Annotated in this window: 13 protein-coding genes; 2 read left to right on the top strand and 11 right to left on the bottom strand. The window is 74.5% G+C overall.

Going from position 1 to position 16,490, the window contains the following annotated elements; translation table 11 throughout:
* Positions 1-327 precede the first annotated feature (327 nt).
* Positions 328-1,335 carry a stage II sporulation protein M gene (locus tag ACFWEG_RS23090; RefSeq protein ID WP_387218284.1) on the bottom strand — a complete coding sequence of 336 codons (1,008 nt, stop codon included), beginning with the start codon at positions 1,333-1,335 and terminating at the stop codon, positions 328-330.
* A gap of 89 nt (positions 1,336-1,424) precedes the next feature.
* Here ACFWEG_RS23090 and ACFWEG_RS23085 point away from each other — a divergent pair, with 89 nt between their 5' ends.
* Positions 1,425-2,333, top strand: coding sequence for an RDD family protein (locus ACFWEG_RS23085; protein ID WP_387218282.1), 909 nt, complete (start codon positions 1,425-1,427; stop codon positions 2,331-2,333).
* 27 nt (positions 2,334-2,360) lie between these two features.
* Here ACFWEG_RS23085 and ACFWEG_RS23080 read toward each other — a convergent pair whose 3' ends face one another.
* From ACFWEG_RS23080 to ACFWEG_RS23045, 8 genes are all read right to left on the bottom strand, one after another.
* A complete protein-coding gene (locus ACFWEG_RS23080) occupies positions 2,361-2,978 on the bottom strand; it encodes a hypothetical protein (protein WP_387218280.1) in 618 nt (205 codons plus the stop codon).
* Between the two features lie 132 nt (positions 2,979-3,110).
* A complete protein-coding gene (ahcY, locus tag ACFWEG_RS23075) occupies positions 3,111-4,568 on the bottom strand; it encodes an adenosylhomocysteinase (protein WP_387218278.1) in 1,458 nt (485 codons plus the stop codon).
* Positions 4,569-4,901: 333 nt separating this feature from the next.
* A complete protein-coding gene (locus tag ACFWEG_RS23070) occupies positions 4,902-5,882 on the bottom strand; it encodes a cation diffusion facilitator family transporter (RefSeq protein ID WP_387218275.1) in 981 nt (326 codons plus the stop codon).
* Positions 5,883-5,998: 116 nt separating this feature from the next.
* Positions 5,999-7,144 carry a mannose-6-phosphate isomerase, class I gene (gene manA, locus ACFWEG_RS23065; protein WP_387218273.1) on the bottom strand — a complete coding sequence of 382 codons (1,146 nt, stop codon included), beginning with the start codon at positions 7,142-7,144 and terminating at the stop codon, positions 5,999-6,001.
* Between the two features lie 42 nt (positions 7,145-7,186).
* Positions 7,187-8,353, bottom strand: coding sequence for an SIS domain-containing protein (locus ACFWEG_RS23060; protein WP_387218271.1), 1,167 nt, complete (start codon positions 8,351-8,353; stop codon positions 7,187-7,189).
* Positions 8,354-8,393: 40 nt separating this feature from the next.
* On the bottom strand, positions 8,394-8,564 hold the full coding sequence (locus tag ACFWEG_RS23055) for a Trm112 family protein (protein WP_387218269.1): 171 nt from the start codon (positions 8,562-8,564) through the stop codon (positions 8,394-8,396).
* 95 nt (positions 8,565-8,659) lie between these two features.
* On the bottom strand, positions 8,660-10,027 hold the full coding sequence (locus ACFWEG_RS23050) for a phosphomannomutase/phosphoglucomutase (protein ID WP_387218267.1): 1,368 nt from the start codon (positions 10,025-10,027) through the stop codon (positions 8,660-8,662).
* 106 nt (positions 10,028-10,133) lie between these two features.
* Positions 10,134-10,505: a DUF3499 domain-containing protein gene (locus ACFWEG_RS23045; protein WP_387218265.1), complete on the bottom strand. Its 372-nt coding sequence runs from the start codon at positions 10,503-10,505 to the stop codon at positions 10,134-10,136.
* Positions 10,506-10,703: 198 nt separating this feature from the next.
* Here ACFWEG_RS23045 and ACFWEG_RS23040 point away from each other — a divergent pair, with 198 nt between their 5' ends.
* Positions 10,704-11,147, top strand: a complete 444-nt coding sequence (locus tag ACFWEG_RS23040) for a metallopeptidase family protein (RefSeq protein WP_387218263.1) — start codon at positions 10,704-10,706, stop codon at positions 11,145-11,147.
* 63 nt (positions 11,148-11,210) lie between these two features.
* Here the strand turns inward: ACFWEG_RS23040 and ACFWEG_RS23035 are convergent, their stop codons facing one another.
* Positions 11,211-12,767 carry a DUF5719 family protein gene (locus ACFWEG_RS23035; RefSeq protein WP_387218261.1) on the bottom strand — a complete coding sequence of 519 codons (1,557 nt, stop codon included), beginning with the start codon at positions 12,765-12,767 and terminating at the stop codon, positions 11,211-11,213.
* Positions 12,764-16,357 (bottom strand): glycosyltransferase, encoded by a 3,594-nt coding sequence (locus ACFWEG_RS23030; protein ID WP_387218259.1) that lies wholly within the window; start codon positions 16,355-16,357, stop codon positions 12,764-12,766. Before ACFWEG_RS23030 ends, ACFWEG_RS23035 begins: the two co-directional genes overlap by 4 nt.
* Positions 16,358-16,490: the final 133 nt, after the last annotated feature.

Below are 16,490 nucleotides of genomic sequence, written 5' to 3'. Positions count from 1 at the left end.
ACTTTTGGCACGCTGTTGAGTTCTCAAGGAACGGACGCTTCCTTCGTACTCACCCTCTCGGGCTTTCCTCCGGGCTTTTCCCTTCGGTCTTGCGTTTCCGACTCTACCAGACTCTTTCGGGCCCGATTTCCTCGGCGCTTTCCAGGTCTTCGCTTTCGCGCTTTCCTTTCCGGCTTCCCCGACTTTATCAGAGAATTTCGAGCGTGTTGAACCGCTCGGGATTCTGCGGAGATGAAGACGGGGGGTGCCCCTGCGAGACCGTTTCGACAGGTCCGTGGGGCGAAGAGGACAGTAGCAGGTGATCCACCGCCCTCGCACATCGACGCGTCACGCGGCGACGGGCTGTTCCGCGCTGCGTTCCTCGTCGGCCAGATCACCCGTCAGACCACGCCGGTAGGCGCGGCCGCCGAGGACGTAGACGTAGAGCAGGAAGGCGAGCTCGGCGAGGACGCCGATGGCGATGCGGGCCCAGGTGGGGAGGCCGGAGGGGGTGACGAAACCTTCGATGGCCCCGGACACGAAGAGCACCAGGGCGAGGCCGATGGCCATGCCGACGGCTGCGCGGCCCTCGCGGGCGAGTGCGTCGCGGCGGGTGCGCGGGCCGGGGTCGACGAGGGTCCAGCCGAGACGGAGTCCCGTGCCGGCGGCGACGAAGACCGCCGTCAGTTCGAGGAGGCCGTGCGGGATGACGAGTCCGAGGAAGACGTCCAGCCGTCCGGCCGACGACATCAGCCCGATACCGACCCCGAGGTTGGCCATGTTGAGGAAGAGGACCAGCAGAACCGGCACTCCCAGGAAGACGCCCAGGACCAGGCACATGGCCGCCGCCCGCGCGTTGTTCGTCCAAACCTGCGCCGCGAAGGACGCGGCCGGGTTGCTGGAGTAGTACGTCTCGTACTGTCCGCCCGGCCGGGTCATCTCGCGGAGTTCGGCGGGGGCGGCGAGGGTGGACTGGACCTCGGGGTGGGTGCCGATCCACCAGCCGATCAGGGCCGCGAGCGCGATCGAGAGGAGTGCGGTCGGGATCCACCAGCGGCGGGTGCGGTAGAGCGCGGCGGGGAATCCGGCGGTCAGGAAGTCGGTCACGTCCCGCCAGCCGGCGCGGCGGGTGCCGGTGACCGTGCTGCGGGCGCGTGCCACGAGCTGGGTGAGGCGGCCGATCAGCTGGGCGTCCGGGGCCGTGGTGCGCACCCGGGAGAGGTGGGTGGCGGTGCGCTGGTAGAGGGCGACCAGCTCGTCCGCCTCGGCTCCGGTGAGGCGTCGCCGGCGCTTGAGGAGCGCGTCCAGCCGGTCCCACTCCGCGCGGTGCGCTGCGACGAAGACGTCCAGGTCCATCGGTACGTTCCCCCTCCTCCGGCGACGCGACGGGGTTCAGCTTGGCAGACTGGCCGGCAGGGGACGCGGCGGGCGGGAGAGGGACGCAGATGACGGAGCTGGTCACGGGCGAGGCGGTGGCCCTGGAGCTGCGGGCGGCGAAGCTGCCGAGTCGGGCGCTCGCGGTGCTGATCGACCTGATCCTCGCGTTCGCGCTCTACCTGGGCGTCACGCTCGGACTGCTCGTCGCCATGTCGTCGTGGGACGAGGCGGCGATCGCGGCGGTGACGGTGGCGACGTTCCTGCTGGTGCTCGTCGGGGTGCCGATCGCGGTGGAGACGCTGAGCCACGGCCGCTCGCTGGGCAAGCTGGCCTGCGGGCTGCGGGTCGTCCGGGACGACGGAGGGCCCATCCGCTTCCGGCACGCGCTGGTGCGCGGGGCGATCGGGGTCGTCGAGATCCTCGGCACCTTCGGTGTGGTCGCGTGTGTCGCGTCGTTGGCGTCCGAGCGGGGGCGACGGCTGGGCGACGTGTTCGCCGGGACGCTGGTCGTGCGGGAACGGGTGCCGACGGGGCGCGACGAGGCGGTCCCGCCGCCACCGCCCTGGCTGGTGGGGCGCTTCGTGGCGCTCGACCTCTCCGCGGTGCCGGACGAGCTGTGGCTGGCGGTGCGCCAGTACCTGACCCGGATGCGGTATCTCGATCCGCAGGTCTCCTGGTCGATCGCCGAGCGACTGGCCGCCGAGGTGGCCGGGCGGACCGGGGCTCCGGTGCCGCCCGGCGTGCCGGCCGGTGCGTATCTCGCCGCAGTGGTGCAGGAGCGGCAGGCGCGGGAGAGCCGGCGGTCGTCCGCGGCGGAGCGGGAGGGCGGCCGGGAGGCGCCGCCCGTCCCGGGCGGGACGTTCGGTCCCCCGCTGCCCGCGGCGATCGAGCGGCCGGCGTCCCCCGCCGGTGATGCGCGGCCCGCCCCGCCCGAGGGCGGCCGCGGCGGCGGGACCGGTTTCGCGCCTCCCGGCTGAGGTGGGGCGGCCGCGCCGTCGACGGTGTCAGGCCGGGAAGACCGAGGGCGGGGTCTCGAGGTGTTCCAGCTCGATGCCGGGGGCCGCGAGAACGACGTCGCCGGCGATGTGGACGGCGTGCTGCTCGCCGGTGCTCAGGTCTGTGACCTGGTATTCCTCCACGACGAGGGGGTCACTGTCAGTGGCATGGTGTTCACTTCTTGTCATGGCCCAGGACTGGTCGACGGTCAGCGGGGCGAGGACCGGGTCGGTGAGACGGACGAGGCGTACGCGGGTGGCCGGTGCGCCGAGGGTGAGGCGGAGGAGGCGGGACGTGGCGACGAGGAAGGCCGGTGAGGTGCCGGTGAAGGCGTGGGCGGGGGCGTTGCCCTCCGCGGCGGCCGTGCCGCCCGGATCGCTGCGGACCCAGGTGACGCCGTCGACGGCGGCGCCGCGGACCTGCCAGCCCGCCGCGTTGAGTTCGAGGCGGATGGGGCGGCCGAGTTCGTCGACGGCCAGGTCTACGGAGCCGGCGTGGTCGCCCGAGGGGGTGGTCCGCTGGGCGACGTAGCGCCAGCCGGAGGGGCCGGGGGCGCAGTGGAAGTGCTCTTCGCCGAGGGGGAGGTTGTCGTGGGGATCGTGGAGCGAGTAGCGGCCGCGGGGCATGGGGTGGTCCGGTTCCTGGCGGGGGCGGTGACGGGGCGGGCTGTCACGCGGGCAGGCCCCCGTCGCGGGGACGGGGGCCTGCCAGGTGGTGCGGTGACCGGCAGCGGTCCGCCCGGTGGGGCGGCGTGCGGATCAGTAGCGGTAGTGGTCGGGCTTGTACGGGCCCTCGACCTCGACGCCGATGTAGGCGGCCTGCTCGGGGCGGAGGGTCGTGAGCTTCACGCCGAGGGACTCGAGGTGGAGCCGGGCGACCTTCTCGTCGAGGTGCTTGGGGAGGACGTAGACGTCGGTGGGGTACTCCTGCGGCTTCGTGAACAGCTCGATCTGGGCCAGGGTCTGGTCCGCGAAGGAGTTGGACATCACGAAGGAGGGGTGACCCGTCGCGTTGCCGAGGTTCAGCAGGCGGCCCTCGGACAGGACGATGAGGACCTTGCCGTCGGGGAAGGTCCAGGTGTGGACCTGCGGCTTGACCTCGTCCTTGACGATGCCGGGCAGCTTGGCCAGGCCGGCCATGTCGATCTCGTTGTCGAAGTGGCCGATGTTCCCGACGATGGCCTGGTGCTTCATCTTGGCCATGTCGGCGGCCATGATGATGTCCTTGTTGCCGGTCGTGGTGATGAAGATGTCGGCCTTGTCGACGACCTCGTCGAGCGTGGTGACCTGGTAGCCGTCCATCGCCGCCTGGAGGGCGCAGATGGGGTCGATCTCGGTGATGATCACGCGGGCGCCCTGGCCGCGGAGCGACTCAGCGCAGCCCTTGCCCACATCGCCGTAGCCGAAGACGACCGCGGTCTTGCCGCCGATGAGGACGTCGGTGGCGCGGTTGATGCCGTCGATGAGGGAGTGGCGGCAGCCGTACTTGTTGTCGAACTTCGACTTGGTGACCGCGTCGTTGACGTTGATCGCAGGGAACAGCAGGACGCCGTCGCGCATCATCTCGTAGAGGCGGTGGACACCGGTGGTGGTCTCCTCCGTCACGCCGCGGATCTCGGAGGCGAGCCGGGTCCACTTCTGGCCGTCCTCACCGAGGGTGCGGTTGAGGAGGGTCAGGATGTAGCCGTACTCCTCGGAATCGGCGGTGGAGGGGTCCGGAGCGGCGCCGGCCTTCTCGAACTCGACGCCCTTGTGGACGAGGAGGGTGGCGTCGCCACCGTCGTCGAGGATCATGTTCGGGCCGCCGGTCGGGGTGTCCGGCCAGGTCAGGGCCTGCTCCGTGCACCACCAGTACTCCTCCAGCGTCTCGCCCTTCCAGGCGAAGACCGGGACGCCCTTGGGGTCCTCGGGGGTGCCGGTGGGGCCGACCGCGATGGCGGCGGCGGCGTGGTCCTGGGTGGAGAAGATGTTGCAGGAGGCCCAGCGGACGTCGGCGCCGAGGGCGACGAGGGTCTCGATCAGGACGGCGGTCTGCACGGTCATGTGCAGGGAGCCGGTGATGCGGGCGCCGGCCAGCGGCTGGGAGGCGGCGTACTCCTCGCGGATCGACATCAGGCCGGGCATCTCGTGCTCGGCGAGCGTGATCTCCTTGCGGCCGAAGGCGGCGAGGGAGAGGTCGGCGACCTTGAAGTCCTGTCGGCTGTCGACAGTCGTCATAGCGTGCTGCTCCTCGGAAGGGTGAACGGGAGGCGGGCAGGGTTGGCTCTGCGACGGCGGACACGGAGGTGCCCAGGACCGCTCGCGGTGCCGTCCGTCGGAGGCCCTCTCTCCCTCGGGCGGCCCGTCGTACCGGCCACCCGACCGCCATCAGCAGCGACGTCTGGTTCTGGGGTCGAATCTACACCGATCGGCCCACTCAACCGAAGGGTACGCCGAAAGGCGGCCGGGACGCGGTGGGGTCCCGGGCGGGTGGGCCGGAGGTCGGCCGGGGCATACGGAAGGCCCCCTGACCAGGTCAGGAGGCCTTCGGCGCGGGAGGGGATGCCGGGGTCAGTGCGGGGTGGTGTCGCCGGCGGGGCCACCGGGGGTCTTGGCCGGATCGGCGGGGGTCCGGGCGGCGGCCTCGCTGTAGATGTCCGGTTCGAGGTAGATGACCCGGGCGATGGGCGCGGCCTCGCGGATGCGCTGCTCGGCGGCGTTGATGGCCTCGGCGACCTGGTCGGCCGTGCTGTCCCGCCGGACGGCGATCTTCGCGGCCACGAGGAGCTCCTCCGGGCCGAGGTGCAGGGTGCGCATGTGGATCAGACGGGTGACGGTGTCCCCGTCGACGGCGGCGGCCTCGATCTGCCCGACGACCTCGGCGGCGGCCGACTCGCCGAGCAGGAGCGACTTGGTCTCCACGGCCAGGACGATCGCGATGACGATCAGCAGGACGCCGATGCAGAGGGTGCCGATGCCGTCCCACACGCCCTCCCCGGTGATCACAGCGAGCGAGACGCCGATCAGGGCGAGGATGAGGCCGACGAGGGCGCCGAGGTCCTCCAGGAGCACCACGGGCAGCTCCGGGGCCTTGGAGCGCCGGACGAACGTGCTCCAGGACTGCTTGCCGCGTACGGCGTTGGACTCCTTGATGGCGGTCCGGAAGGAGAACGTCTCGGCGATGATCGCGAAGACCAGGACGCCGACCGGCCAGTACCAGTTGTCCAGGGAGTGCGGGTGCTTGATCTTCTCGTAGCCCTCGTACAGGGCGAACATGCCGCCCATGGAGAACAGCACGATGGCGACGAGGAAGGCGTAGATGTAGCGCTCGCGGCCGTAGCCGAAGGGGTGCTCCTTGGTCGCCTCGCGCTTGGCCTTCTTGCCGCCGACCAGGAGCAGCCCCTGGTTCCCCGAGTCGGCCAGCGAGTGGACGCTCTCGGCCAGCATCGAGGAGGAACCGCTGAAGAGGAATGCCACGAATTTCGCTACCGCGATCGCGAGGTTGGCGGCCAGTGCCGCAACGATCGCCTTGGTGCCGCCTGACGCGCTCATGTCTGCCGGATGTCCCTTCGCCTTCATACGAAACGCAAGCGCGCCATTGTTGCAGCCCTGACAGGCGGGGCCGCCCGATCGAGGGGATCGGGCGGACTCAGCTGCCGGAGGGTCCGTCAGAGGACGACGGTGGCCCGGAAGAGGGTGCCGGTGCCGGTGACGGTCACCGCTTCGCCGGCCGGGACGAACACCGACTCGCCCGCCGCGAGGGCGAGTTCGCCCGCCCGGACCGTGCCGGCCGTGCAGAGCAGGATCTGCGGCCCGGTCGTGCCGAGGTCGTGGGCGGTGCCGGTGAGGGCGAAGCGGGAGAGGCGGAACTCGTCGACGGGGGTCTCGTACAGCTCCTCGCCGTCCGGGGTGGCCTCGGGGCGCAGGACGGCAGGGGCGGTGGCCTCGAAGCGGACGACGCGCAGCAGTTCGGGGACGTCGACGTGCTTGGGGGTGAGGCCGCAGCGCAGCACGTTGTCGGAGTTGGCCATGATCTCGACGCCTAGGCCGCCGAGGTAGGCGTGCGGGACGCCCGCGCCGAGGTAGAGGGCCTCGCCCGGGCGCAGCACGACGTGGTTGAGGAGCATGGCCGCGATCACCCCGGGGTCGCCCGGGTAGCTGCGGGCGAGCGAGGCGTAGGGGGCGTAGCGGCCGCCGAGGCGCTCGCAGGCGGCGGCGGTCTCGGTGACGGTGTCGCGCATCGCGGCCGGTTCGGCGGTGAGGACGGCGGTGAGGACCTCGCGGAGCGCGGCGTCCTCGGGGTGGGCGCGCAGGGTGTCGGCGTACGGCTTCAGCGAGTCGACGCCGAGCCCTTCCATGAGGTCGGCGGCGTCGTCGGGGCGGGCGAAGCCGCACAGCCCCTCGAAGGGGGTGAGGGCGCAGACGAGTTCGGGCTTGTGGTGGTCGTCCTTGTAGTTGCGGTGCGGCGCGTCGACGGGGATGCCGGCGGCCTCCTCCGCGGCGAAGCCCTCGCGGGCCTGGTCGAGGTCGGGGTGGACCTGGAGGGAGAGCGGGGCGCCGGCGGCCAGGAGCTTGAGCAGGAAGGGCAGCCGGGGGCCGAACCGGTCGACGGCGGCGGACCCGAGCTCCGCCGCCGGGTCCGCCGCGACGAGCGCGTCGAGGGGGCCGCGCGGGAGCCGGGAGGGGGCGCCGGGGTGGGCGCCCATCCACATCTCGGCCTGCGGCTCGCCGGTGGGCTCGACGCCGAGCAGCTCGGGAATCGCGGTGGTGGAGCCCCAGGCGTACGGGCGGACGGTGTTGGCGAGGCGGTCCATGGGCTTCTCTCCGGAGCGGGGAACGGGTGCGCCGACGGCCCGTCAGAGGTGCGGGGCGGCGGCGAGGGCGAGGTAGGCGGCGGCGAAGTCGGTGACGGCGAGGAGTTCGGCGAGGTCCTCGAGCGGCCCGCCGGACTCGGCGTCGTCCCGCGGTTCGAGTTCGCTCACCGGGACGTGGTGGCCGCGGGCCAGCTCGCGGACGCCGGGGGCGGCGGACAGCGCGCCGGTGACGGTGCGGTCGCGGAGCAGCACGATGCGCGGGCGCAGGGGTTCGGGGTCGTCGACGCGGTCGCGGAAGAAGTCGTCCGCGGCGTCGCCGGCTCCCGGGGCCTCCGCCGGGGCGGGGCCGGCGAGGAGGGCGGTGTGGGCGGGCAGGGCCTCGGGGAGCCGGGCGGCGAGCGCGGGGCGGCCCGCGAGTCCGGCGAGGACGGCGGCGAAGCGGCGGCCCACGGCGGCCGTCGCCGCGCCCTCGGTCCAGATCAGCGGGAGCGTCTCGGCGAGCTCGACGGCGAGCGTCTTGGCGGGGTTGCCGTGGGTGGCGAGGGCGGGCCCGCAGCGCTCCGCGGTGCGGTCGAGGCGGTCGGCGACCTTCTCGAGGTCGTCGGGCGGGGCGGCGAGCAGCCCGATCCGGTCGAGGAGGGCGAGCAGCGGCGTGAGCAGCGACCAGAGGGTCGCGGAGGCGGTGTCGGGGTACGGCTCGTGGTCGTGCCGCGGGCCCGCGGCGGCGGGTACGTACAGGCCGTGGGCCTTGGCGACGGAGTCGGCGAGCGGGGCGCGGGCGGGCGCGACGGCGACGACGGTGCAGCCGCGCCGGTAGGCCTGCTCGGCGAGGAGGCCTAGGCCGGGCTCGGTGCCGTCGGCGGTGAGGACGACGAGGAGGTCGACGGGGCCGGCCCAGCCCGGCAGCTCCCAGCGCAGCGCGCCGGGGGCGGCGGCGACGCCGGTGGGGCGGAGCCGGGTGACCAGCGCGCCGGCCCCGGCGAGGGCGTCCAGGAGGTCGGCCGTTCCGCCCGCGGCGGCGCCGGAGCCGGCGAGCAGCACGGCCCGGGGGCGGCCGTCGGGGTTCAACGCGGTGACGCCGGCCTCGGCGGCGGCCCGGGCGGCGCTGCGGACGGCGGCGCCGGCCTCCGCGGCGGACCTGAGCAGGCCGCGGCGGCCGTCGGCGCGGGTGAGCGCGTCCGGGGTGTCGAGCAGCGTCTCGTCGAACACGGGTCTTCTCCTCCTGCGACCGGGGTGTCGGCGGGGGCGGCTACGCGGGGCGGCGGGCCTCGTCGACGAGGAGGACGGGGATGTCGTCGCGGATGGGGTAGGCCAGGCCGCAGGCGCCGCTCGTGCAGACGAGTTCGGTCGGGGTGGGGTCCAGGGGGGCGTGGCAGGCGGGGCAGGCCAGGATGTCGAGGAGGCCGGGGTCGAGAGGCATGGCGGTCCTTCGGGGTGCGGGTCGGTCGGCCTGGTCAGCGTACCGGTGGGCGGTGGCGGGGCGGTTCTCCGCGCCACCGCCCGTCCGGCGGCGCACTACGCGCGGATCAGGGCCAGCGCCTCGTCGCGGATCTTCGCCGTCGTCGCCTGGTCGCGCGCCTCGACGTTGAGGCGCAGGAGCGGCTCGGTGTTGGAGGCGCGGACGTTGAGCCACCAGTCGGGGGTGGTGACGGTGAGGCCGTCGAGGTGGTCGAGGGTGGTGTCGGGGCGCTCGCCGTAGAAGGCCTCCAGGGCGGCGAGCCGGGCGGACTGGTCCTCGACGGTGGAGTTGATCTCGCCGGAGCCGGTGTAGCGGTCGTACTGGGCGACGAGGGCGGAGAGCGGTTCCGGCTGGGTGCCGAGGGCGGCGAGGACGTGCAGGGCGGCGAGCATGCCGGTGTCGGCGTTCCAGAAGTCCCGGAAGTAGTAGTGGGCGGAGTGCTCGCCGCCGAAGATGGCGCCGGAGCGGGCCATCTCCTCCTTGATGAAGGAGTGCCCGACGCGGGTGCGCACGGGGGTGCCGCCGTGCTCGCGGACGACCTCCGGGACCGACCAGGAGGTGATCAGGTTGTGGATGATCGTCCCCTCGCCGCCGTGCTTGGCGAGTTCGCGGGCGGCGACCAGGGCCGTGATGGCGGAGGGGGAGACGGGGGCGCCGTTCTCGTCGATGACGAAGCAGCGGTCGGCGTCGCCGTCGAAGGCGAGCCCCAGGTCCGCACCCTCGCCGACGACGCGCGCCTGGAGGTCGACGACGTTGGCGGGGTCGAGCGGGTTCGCCTCGTGGTTGGGGAAGGTCCCGTCGAGCTCGAAGTACATCGGGACGACGTCCAGGGGGAGGCCGGAGAACACGGTGGGGACGGTGTGCCCGCCCATGCCGTTGCCGGCGTCGACGACGACCTTCAGGGGCCGGATGCTCGCGACCTCGACGAGGGAGAGCAGGTAGGCCGCGTAGTCGGCGAGGGTGTCGCGGGAGGTGATCTCCCCGGGGGTCGCGGCGGGGGCCGGGGCGCCGGTGGCGGACCACTCCTCGACCAGGGCGCGGATCTCCGCCAGGCCGGTGTCCTGGCCGACGGGGGCGGCGCCGGCGCGGCACATCTTGATGCCGTTGTACTGCGCGGGGTTGTGCGAGGCGGTGAACATCGCGCCTGGCCGGTCGAGCTCGCCGGAGGCGAAGTACAGCTGGTCGGTGGAGCAGAGGCCGATCTCGGTGACGTCGGCGCCGAGCGCGGCGGCCCCCTCGGCGAAGGCGCGGGCGAGGCCGGGGGACGAGGGGCGCATGTCGTGGCCGACGACGATCGCGGACGCGTCCGTGACCCGCGCGAAGGCGGCGCCGAAGAGCCTGGCCAGGGGGACGTCCCACTGGTCGGGGACCACACCACGTACGTCGTACGCCTTCACGATCTGCGACAGATCCGCAGCAGCCACGGCCGACCCTCCTGTTGGTCCGATTCGGTGGCCACAACCTACCCGTCCGTGGTCGCGGGCCCGGGGGCGGCGGCCCGGGGAGCGGGGGCGGACGGCGGTCGGGGGATCAGTTGTCCGGCGAGCGAAGGACGCGCAGGTGGCCGCGGCGGGCCACCTCCAGGGGGTCGGCCGTGCGGCCGCCGGGGACGTCGGCTCGGCGCTCGGCGGGGCGGGCGGCCTCGCGCACGGCGTTGGCGAGGGCCTCCAGGTCGTCGCCGCTGGGGCGGGCGGGGGCGGTGGCGTCGGCGAGGCGGACGACCTCCCAGCCGCGCGGGGCGGTGAGGCGGCCGGCGTGCTCGGCGCAGAGGTCGTAGCAGTGGGGCTCGGCGTAGGTGGCGAGCGGGCCGAGGACGGCCGTGGAGTCCGCGTAGACGTACGTCAGCGTCGCGACGGCGGGACGGCCGCAGGCGGTGCGCGAACAGCGGCGTACAGGGCTCACGACGGTGGACGCTACCGCACTCCTCACCGGGCCGCGACGACTCCCCCCGAGGTCGCCTCCTCCGTGTCGGTCGTGACGTGCGCCACAGGCCGCGCGGGGCGCGAACGCGACGACGTCCGGGGCGCGGGTGCGACGACATGCGGCCGGTGCGCGCGGAGCGCGATCGCGGGCCGTCCCGGAGGGCTACTCTCGTCCTTGATGGACAGCTCCCCGCCGCCCCGCCCGACCGAGCCGAGGCCCCGCCGCAGAGACCGACACGGCCGCGGCATGCGCGGACCCGTGGCGCCCCCTCAGGTACCGCTCTCCGCGAGCCGGGCGCAGCGGTTCGCCGACCTCGTCCAGGACTCCGTGGAGCGGGTGGAGCGGCGGCTGCCGGAGGTCGCGGACATCGACTTCCAGGTGCTCGACGTGCCCCGCCTCGACCCCGGCGACTGGCCCGACGAGGCCGTGCCGCTCGGCGGGACGTTCGCCGCGCAGGACGGGCGGCCGGCCCGCGTGGTCGTCTACCGGCGGCCGGTCGAGCTGCGCACCAAGGGGCGCGAGGAGTGCGCGCTTCTGGTGCACGAGATCGTCGTGGAGCAGGTCGCCGAGCTGCTCGGCCTCTCCCCGGAGTCGGTCGACCCGAAGTACGGGGACGACTGAGAACCGGCCTCCTCAGGAGGAGCGGTGCGGCGCGGAGGCTCCGGAACACCCTCCTCAGGGGCCTCAGTCGAGGACGGAGAGGTCCTGTCCCGCCTCGGGGACGGCCACCGATCCGCGGTCGTCGGACAGCGTCTGGACGGTGAACATCGGGATGCCGTCCTCGGGCAGGGAGAGCGTGCGGGCCGCGTACACCGGACCGCTGCCGTCCTCGGGCTCCAGTGTGAGCGCGTAGCGCCCCTTGAGGCCCTCGGGCACCGGGGGGACGACGGCCGTCGTGGTGCCGCCCTTGACGGTGAAGGTCTTGGACGCCGGTTCGCCGCCGCCGCTCCCCGCCGAGGCGGTGACCTTCACCCGGACGGACTCGCCCTTGCGGGGGGCGACCAGGGACAGGGTGGAGCCCTTGGCGCGGTTGTCGGTCGCGGTGGCGCGCGCACCCACCGGGTCGCTCGCCGACACGAAGGCGAACTCCTGGTCGGCGCCCTTGCCCCGGGTGACGCGCAGGGCCGCCACCACAGGGGTGTCGCCGCGGGTCGGGGTGAGCACCAGGGAGCCCGCCTCGCCGCGGGTGACGTCCCCCAGGTCCACGCTCGCGGTCATGCCGCCCTTGACGTAGACGCTCTCGTGTCCGGCCGGGGTGAACGAGCCGGACTTCCCGGCCAGTTCCACCTTGAGCTCGGCGTCGTCGCCGTCGGGGGTGAAGGCGTACAGGCGCACGTTCGTGGCGTCGGCGGGGATGCCGGGCAGGACGAGCCGGGCGGCCGGGTCGCCGCCGGCCTGCAGCCAGTCGGCGCCGGGGGCCTTGTCGTCGGTCGCCTGGACGGCGGCGGAGACGCGGCCCACGCGGGTGCCGACGTGCACGGTGACGTCGTCGACGGTCTCGTCGGTGAGGGTGGACAGGAGCAGCGGGACGCTGCCGCGCGCGGGAACCTTGACGGCCTGGCCGACCTCCCCGGACGGCGCCTTGAGGCGGCCGTTCTTCCCGTACAGCTCGACGTCGGCGACGGCGGCGGTGTCGTCGGGGTTGACGAGGTGGACGTAGTCGGAGCGGTTGTCCGCGGTGCTCGCGCCGGGGAACCAGAAGTCCGATCCGGGGGCGGTGCAGCGGGCGCCGAGGACGCCGCGGGTGTCGCCCGCGGCGACCGTGGTGGTCTGCTGGGCGGTCCAGCCGGGGGCCAGCCGCCCGTCGGCGATGCCGGTGGCGGCGGGCGTCTCCGCGCCCGACCTCTCGGCGACGACGGGCCTGCCGGGGCCGTTCATCGTCAGGAGCGGCTTGACCGGCTTCAGGTCGACCTCGGCGGCGGGGTCGTCCCCCTCGGCCCCGGCCTCGGCGGTCGTGGTCGGGACGAGCTCGGCGGCGCCCTTCGCCGCGTCGCCGTCCTTCCCCTCCGCCGCACCGGCTCCGCCCGCGGGCGTGTACGCCGTGTAGGCGGTCTCGGCGAGGTCGGAGGTGCTGGGAGCGGGGCAGGCGAGCATGGTGCGCTCCACGGGCAGCCTGGGGGCCTTCGCGGAGGCGGCGGCCGGGGCCGGGGCGGGCCCGTCCGGCTCGGCCAGGACGGCGAAGCCGGTGACGGCGGCCAGGGCGGTGGTCACCGCGATCAGGGAGAGGGTCTGGGACTTCACTGGTGCCGGCTCCCGTCGGGACGCTGCTCGGCCTCGTGGCCGTACGGATCGTGGGCGGGGTACGGCTGGTAGGGGTCGTAACCGCCGTCCTGGTACGGCCCCGCGGGGTCGTAGGCCGGGGGGCCGTCCTGGTAGGGCTGCTCCGGCGGCAGCGGGGCGTAGGACCCGCCGTCCTGGTAGGCCGGTCGGGGGGCCTGGTGGGCGTACGGGTCGGGGTAGGGGGCCGCGTACGGGTCGACCTGCTGGGCGTCCCAGCGGTCGGCGTCGCCGTAGGAGGGCTGCCGCGGGAGGTCCGGGGCCGCGTCGACGTCCGGGGCGTCGGCCTCCTGCTGGGCGCGCAGGCGGCGGGCGCGGCGGCCCTCGCCGTCGGCGGGCAGGTCGGGGACGGCGTCCTCGGCGTCCGGCAGGTCGTCGTCGATCTCCCTGCGGCGGCCCGGGAGGGCGAGGACGACGAGGACGACGCCGAGCAGGGCCTGCGCCCACACCCACGCCGTGTGGGTGAACGGGGCCTCGTGGGTGACGTCCAGCCGCCCGCCGCCGGTCGGCAGGCTGAAGCCCTGGGCCCAACCGTCGACGGTCTTCGGCGTGAGGGCGCGGCCGTCCAGGGTGGCGGTCCAGCCCGGGTCGGCGGCGTCGGCCAGGCGCAGCACGCGGCCCTCACCGCCGGCGGGGATGTCGGTGTGCACGTCGACGGCCTGGGCGGCGATCGGCAGGGGCAGGCTGCCCGGCGCGGAGATCGTGGCGCGGGCGACCTGGCGCTCGACGCGCCACAGGGAGCCGCCGCGCTGCTTGCTGAGCCGGTTCAGGCCGGGGGTGGCGTCCAGGACGCGGGACATCTCGCGCGGTGCGCCGTCGCGGACGAAGAGGTAGCGCACCGCGAAGCCGCCGAGCTGGTCGCTCTGGTCGGCGCCGGAGCCTGCGACCAGGTTCGCGACGGTCCGGTCCAGGAGGTCGTTGCCGCCCACCGCCTCGGTGAGTTCGGCGTCGCCGAGGCGCACCCCCGAGCCGCGCACGAGGCTGTACTCGACGTCCGCGGTGGTGCCGCCGAGGACCAGGGTGCGGGCCTGGTCGACGGAGCCGGACTCCTCGGCGACGAACGCGGGCACCTGGACCGGGTCGCGGCGCGACAGCGGCCCGTCGGCGCCGGCGAGCATCCAGCCGACGGCGGCCACCAGGGGCGCGAGGGCGACGGAGGCCGCGACGAGCACGGCCAGCGGTTGCCGCCAGCCGAAGCCGAAGGCGGCGAGCCGCCCGCGCGCCCCCTCGGCGCCGATCGCGGCGGCCGAGAGCAGCGCGATGCCGTAGACCAGGGTGAGGGGGCCGGCCCACTCCCCCTGGGAGCGCGTCAGGACGGCGAACAGCAGCCCGGCCAGGGCGACGGCCCAGGCCGTGCGGACGGCGGACTGGCGCTCGTCGCGCAGCAGCGCGGCCAGGGCGGCGAGGACCACGCCGATCAGCAGCAGGCCGCCGAGGGTGCCGGGGCCGCCGGGGTTCAGGGCGAGCAGGTCGAGGGCGGAGGCGGGGCCGCCGTCGTAGGCGCGGCCGGCCTCCTTCAGGAAGCCGAGCGGGAACAGCGACAGCGACCAGGGGGCGAGCAGCAGCAGCGGGGTGGCGAGGGCGGCGAGCAGGCGCGGGGCGGCCCCGCCGAGGTCGTCGCGGCGCAGGACGAGCGCGGCGAGGCCGAGGACCAGGGCGAGCGGCCACACGACGGGCGTGAACGCGGTGGTGATCGTGAGCAGCAGCGCGTACGCCCAGACCGAGCGCCAGCTCGCCCGGGTTCCGGGTGCCGCGCGGAAGCCGTGCGCGGAGACCGCGCAGCGGGCCAGGAGCGGCAGCAGGACGGCGAGGACGGCGGTGCCGATGCGGCCGGTGGCCAGGGCGCCGGTGGCGGCGGGCAGGAACGCGTAGGCGACCGCTCCCCAGGCGCGCAGGACGCGCGAGCCGACCAGCGGCCGGGAGGCGAAGTAGGCGGTGACGCCGGCGAGCGGGACCGAGCAGACGAGCAGCACGGTGAGGGCGGCGCCGGTGGAGCCGAGGAACAGCACGGCGACGGTCGCGACGATCGCCAGGTAGGGCGGTGCGCCCGGCGAGCCGCCGGTGGTGACCGCGTGCCAGGCGTCGGTGTAGCGGCTCCACAGCTCGCCGGCGGAGCCGGGGGCGGGCAGCAGGGCGCCGCCGGCCAGGGAGCCGCCGGCGAACAGCTCGCGGCAGGCGACGAGCGAGGTGAGCAGCAGGACGGCGAAGAGGACGGGGGCGGGCTTGCCCGCGAGCCACCGCAGCCGGGAGAACTGGTCGACCTGGAGGAAGTCGGCGTCGTCGTCGCCGGGTCCCGACTCGACCGCGCCGCCGTGGCGTCCGGCGCCGGCGTACTCGGGCTCCGCGCGGGAGCCGAGATAGGAGGTGACCTGCTCGACGGTGGCCCGGACGGTGGCGCCGGGCGGCGGGAACAGCGGGCGCAGCTCGCCGGGGTCGACGGCGCCCTTGCCGCGCCGCTTGCGGGCGGCGAACAGGCGCCCGGGCCGCAGCAGGGTGGCCAGGAGGCCGGTGATCTCGTCCAGGGCCTGTCCGGGTGCCTTGCCGACGAGGTAGGCCAGCGTGCGCACGGCGGTGCCGAACAGCAGGCGGAGCAGCACCCAGGGGAGCACGGCGCCGCGGGAGTTGACGAGCAGCGTGTAGACGGCGCCCGCCTTGTCGACCTGGTGCGGGCTGCTGGTGCTGCGGCCGACGCAGTCGACGGTGCGGCGCTCGCGCGCGGCGGCCTCGGCGTGCCGCAGGACGGCGTCGGGGGCGATCAGGACCTGGTGGCCGGCGGCCTGGGCGCGCCAGCAGAGGTCGACGTCGTCGCGCATCAGGGGCAGCGCCCGGTCGAAGCCGCCGAGCTGCTCGTAGACGTCCCGGCGGATCAGCATGCCGGCGGTGGAGACGGACAGGACGGGGCGCACCTGGTCGTGCTGTCCCTGGTCCTGCTCGCGGCGGTCGAGGCCGGTCCAGCGGCGGCCGCTGTGGGCGATGGAGACACCCGCCTCCAGGAGCTGCCTGCGGTCGTACCAGCCGCGCAGCTTGGGGCCGACGACGGCGACGCCGGGGTTGTCGTCGACGACTCTCAGGAGGTGGGCGAGCGCGCCGGGTTCGGGTGCGCTGTCGTCGTGCAGCAGCCAGAGCCACTGGACGGGCTCCCCGTGGGGCAGCTCCGGCATGTCGTAGGTGTCGTCGCGCCACTGCCGGCTGACGGGGTCCCAGCCGCTGGGGCGCTTGAGGTAGGGCAGGTCGTCCGGGGTGAGGGCGGGGGCCGTGCGGGCGGCCTCGTCGACGGCGGTGCCGAAGCCGGAGCGGCGGGCCAGGTGGAGGACGCGGTGGTCGCCGAGGGCCTCGCCGAGCAGCCGCGCGGAGTCGTCGGCGCTGCCGGTGTCCGCGGCGACGACGTTCTGCACGGGGCGTTCCTGGCCGAGCAGGCCGGCGAGCACGTCCGGCAGCCAGCGGGCGCCGTCGTGGGCGACGAGGACGGCGGTGACGACGTGCCGTGGTGAGGCGGGGGCGACGGTGTCGGCGCTCCCGTAGGAGACGGCTGCCTGGTGGCTGTGCACGGTCATCGAGGTACGGGCCCCGGTTCGCTGGACTGCGGTGGACGCGTGTGCTCCAGGGGAGCGGTGCGGCGTCTCGGACGGGGGCCCACACTAACGGCTGCGTAAAGACGGCGGTCCGCCGCCCGCGAAGTGGACGCGC

Origin of the sequence: Streptomyces sp. NPDC060194, assembly GCF_042728285.1 — a bacterium.
Taxonomy (GTDB): domain Bacteria; phylum Actinomycetota; class Actinomycetes; order Streptomycetales; family Streptomycetaceae; genus Streptomyces.
Note: the sequence above shows the minus strand (reverse complement) of the source record. Positions and strands in the feature narration are given on the sequence as shown.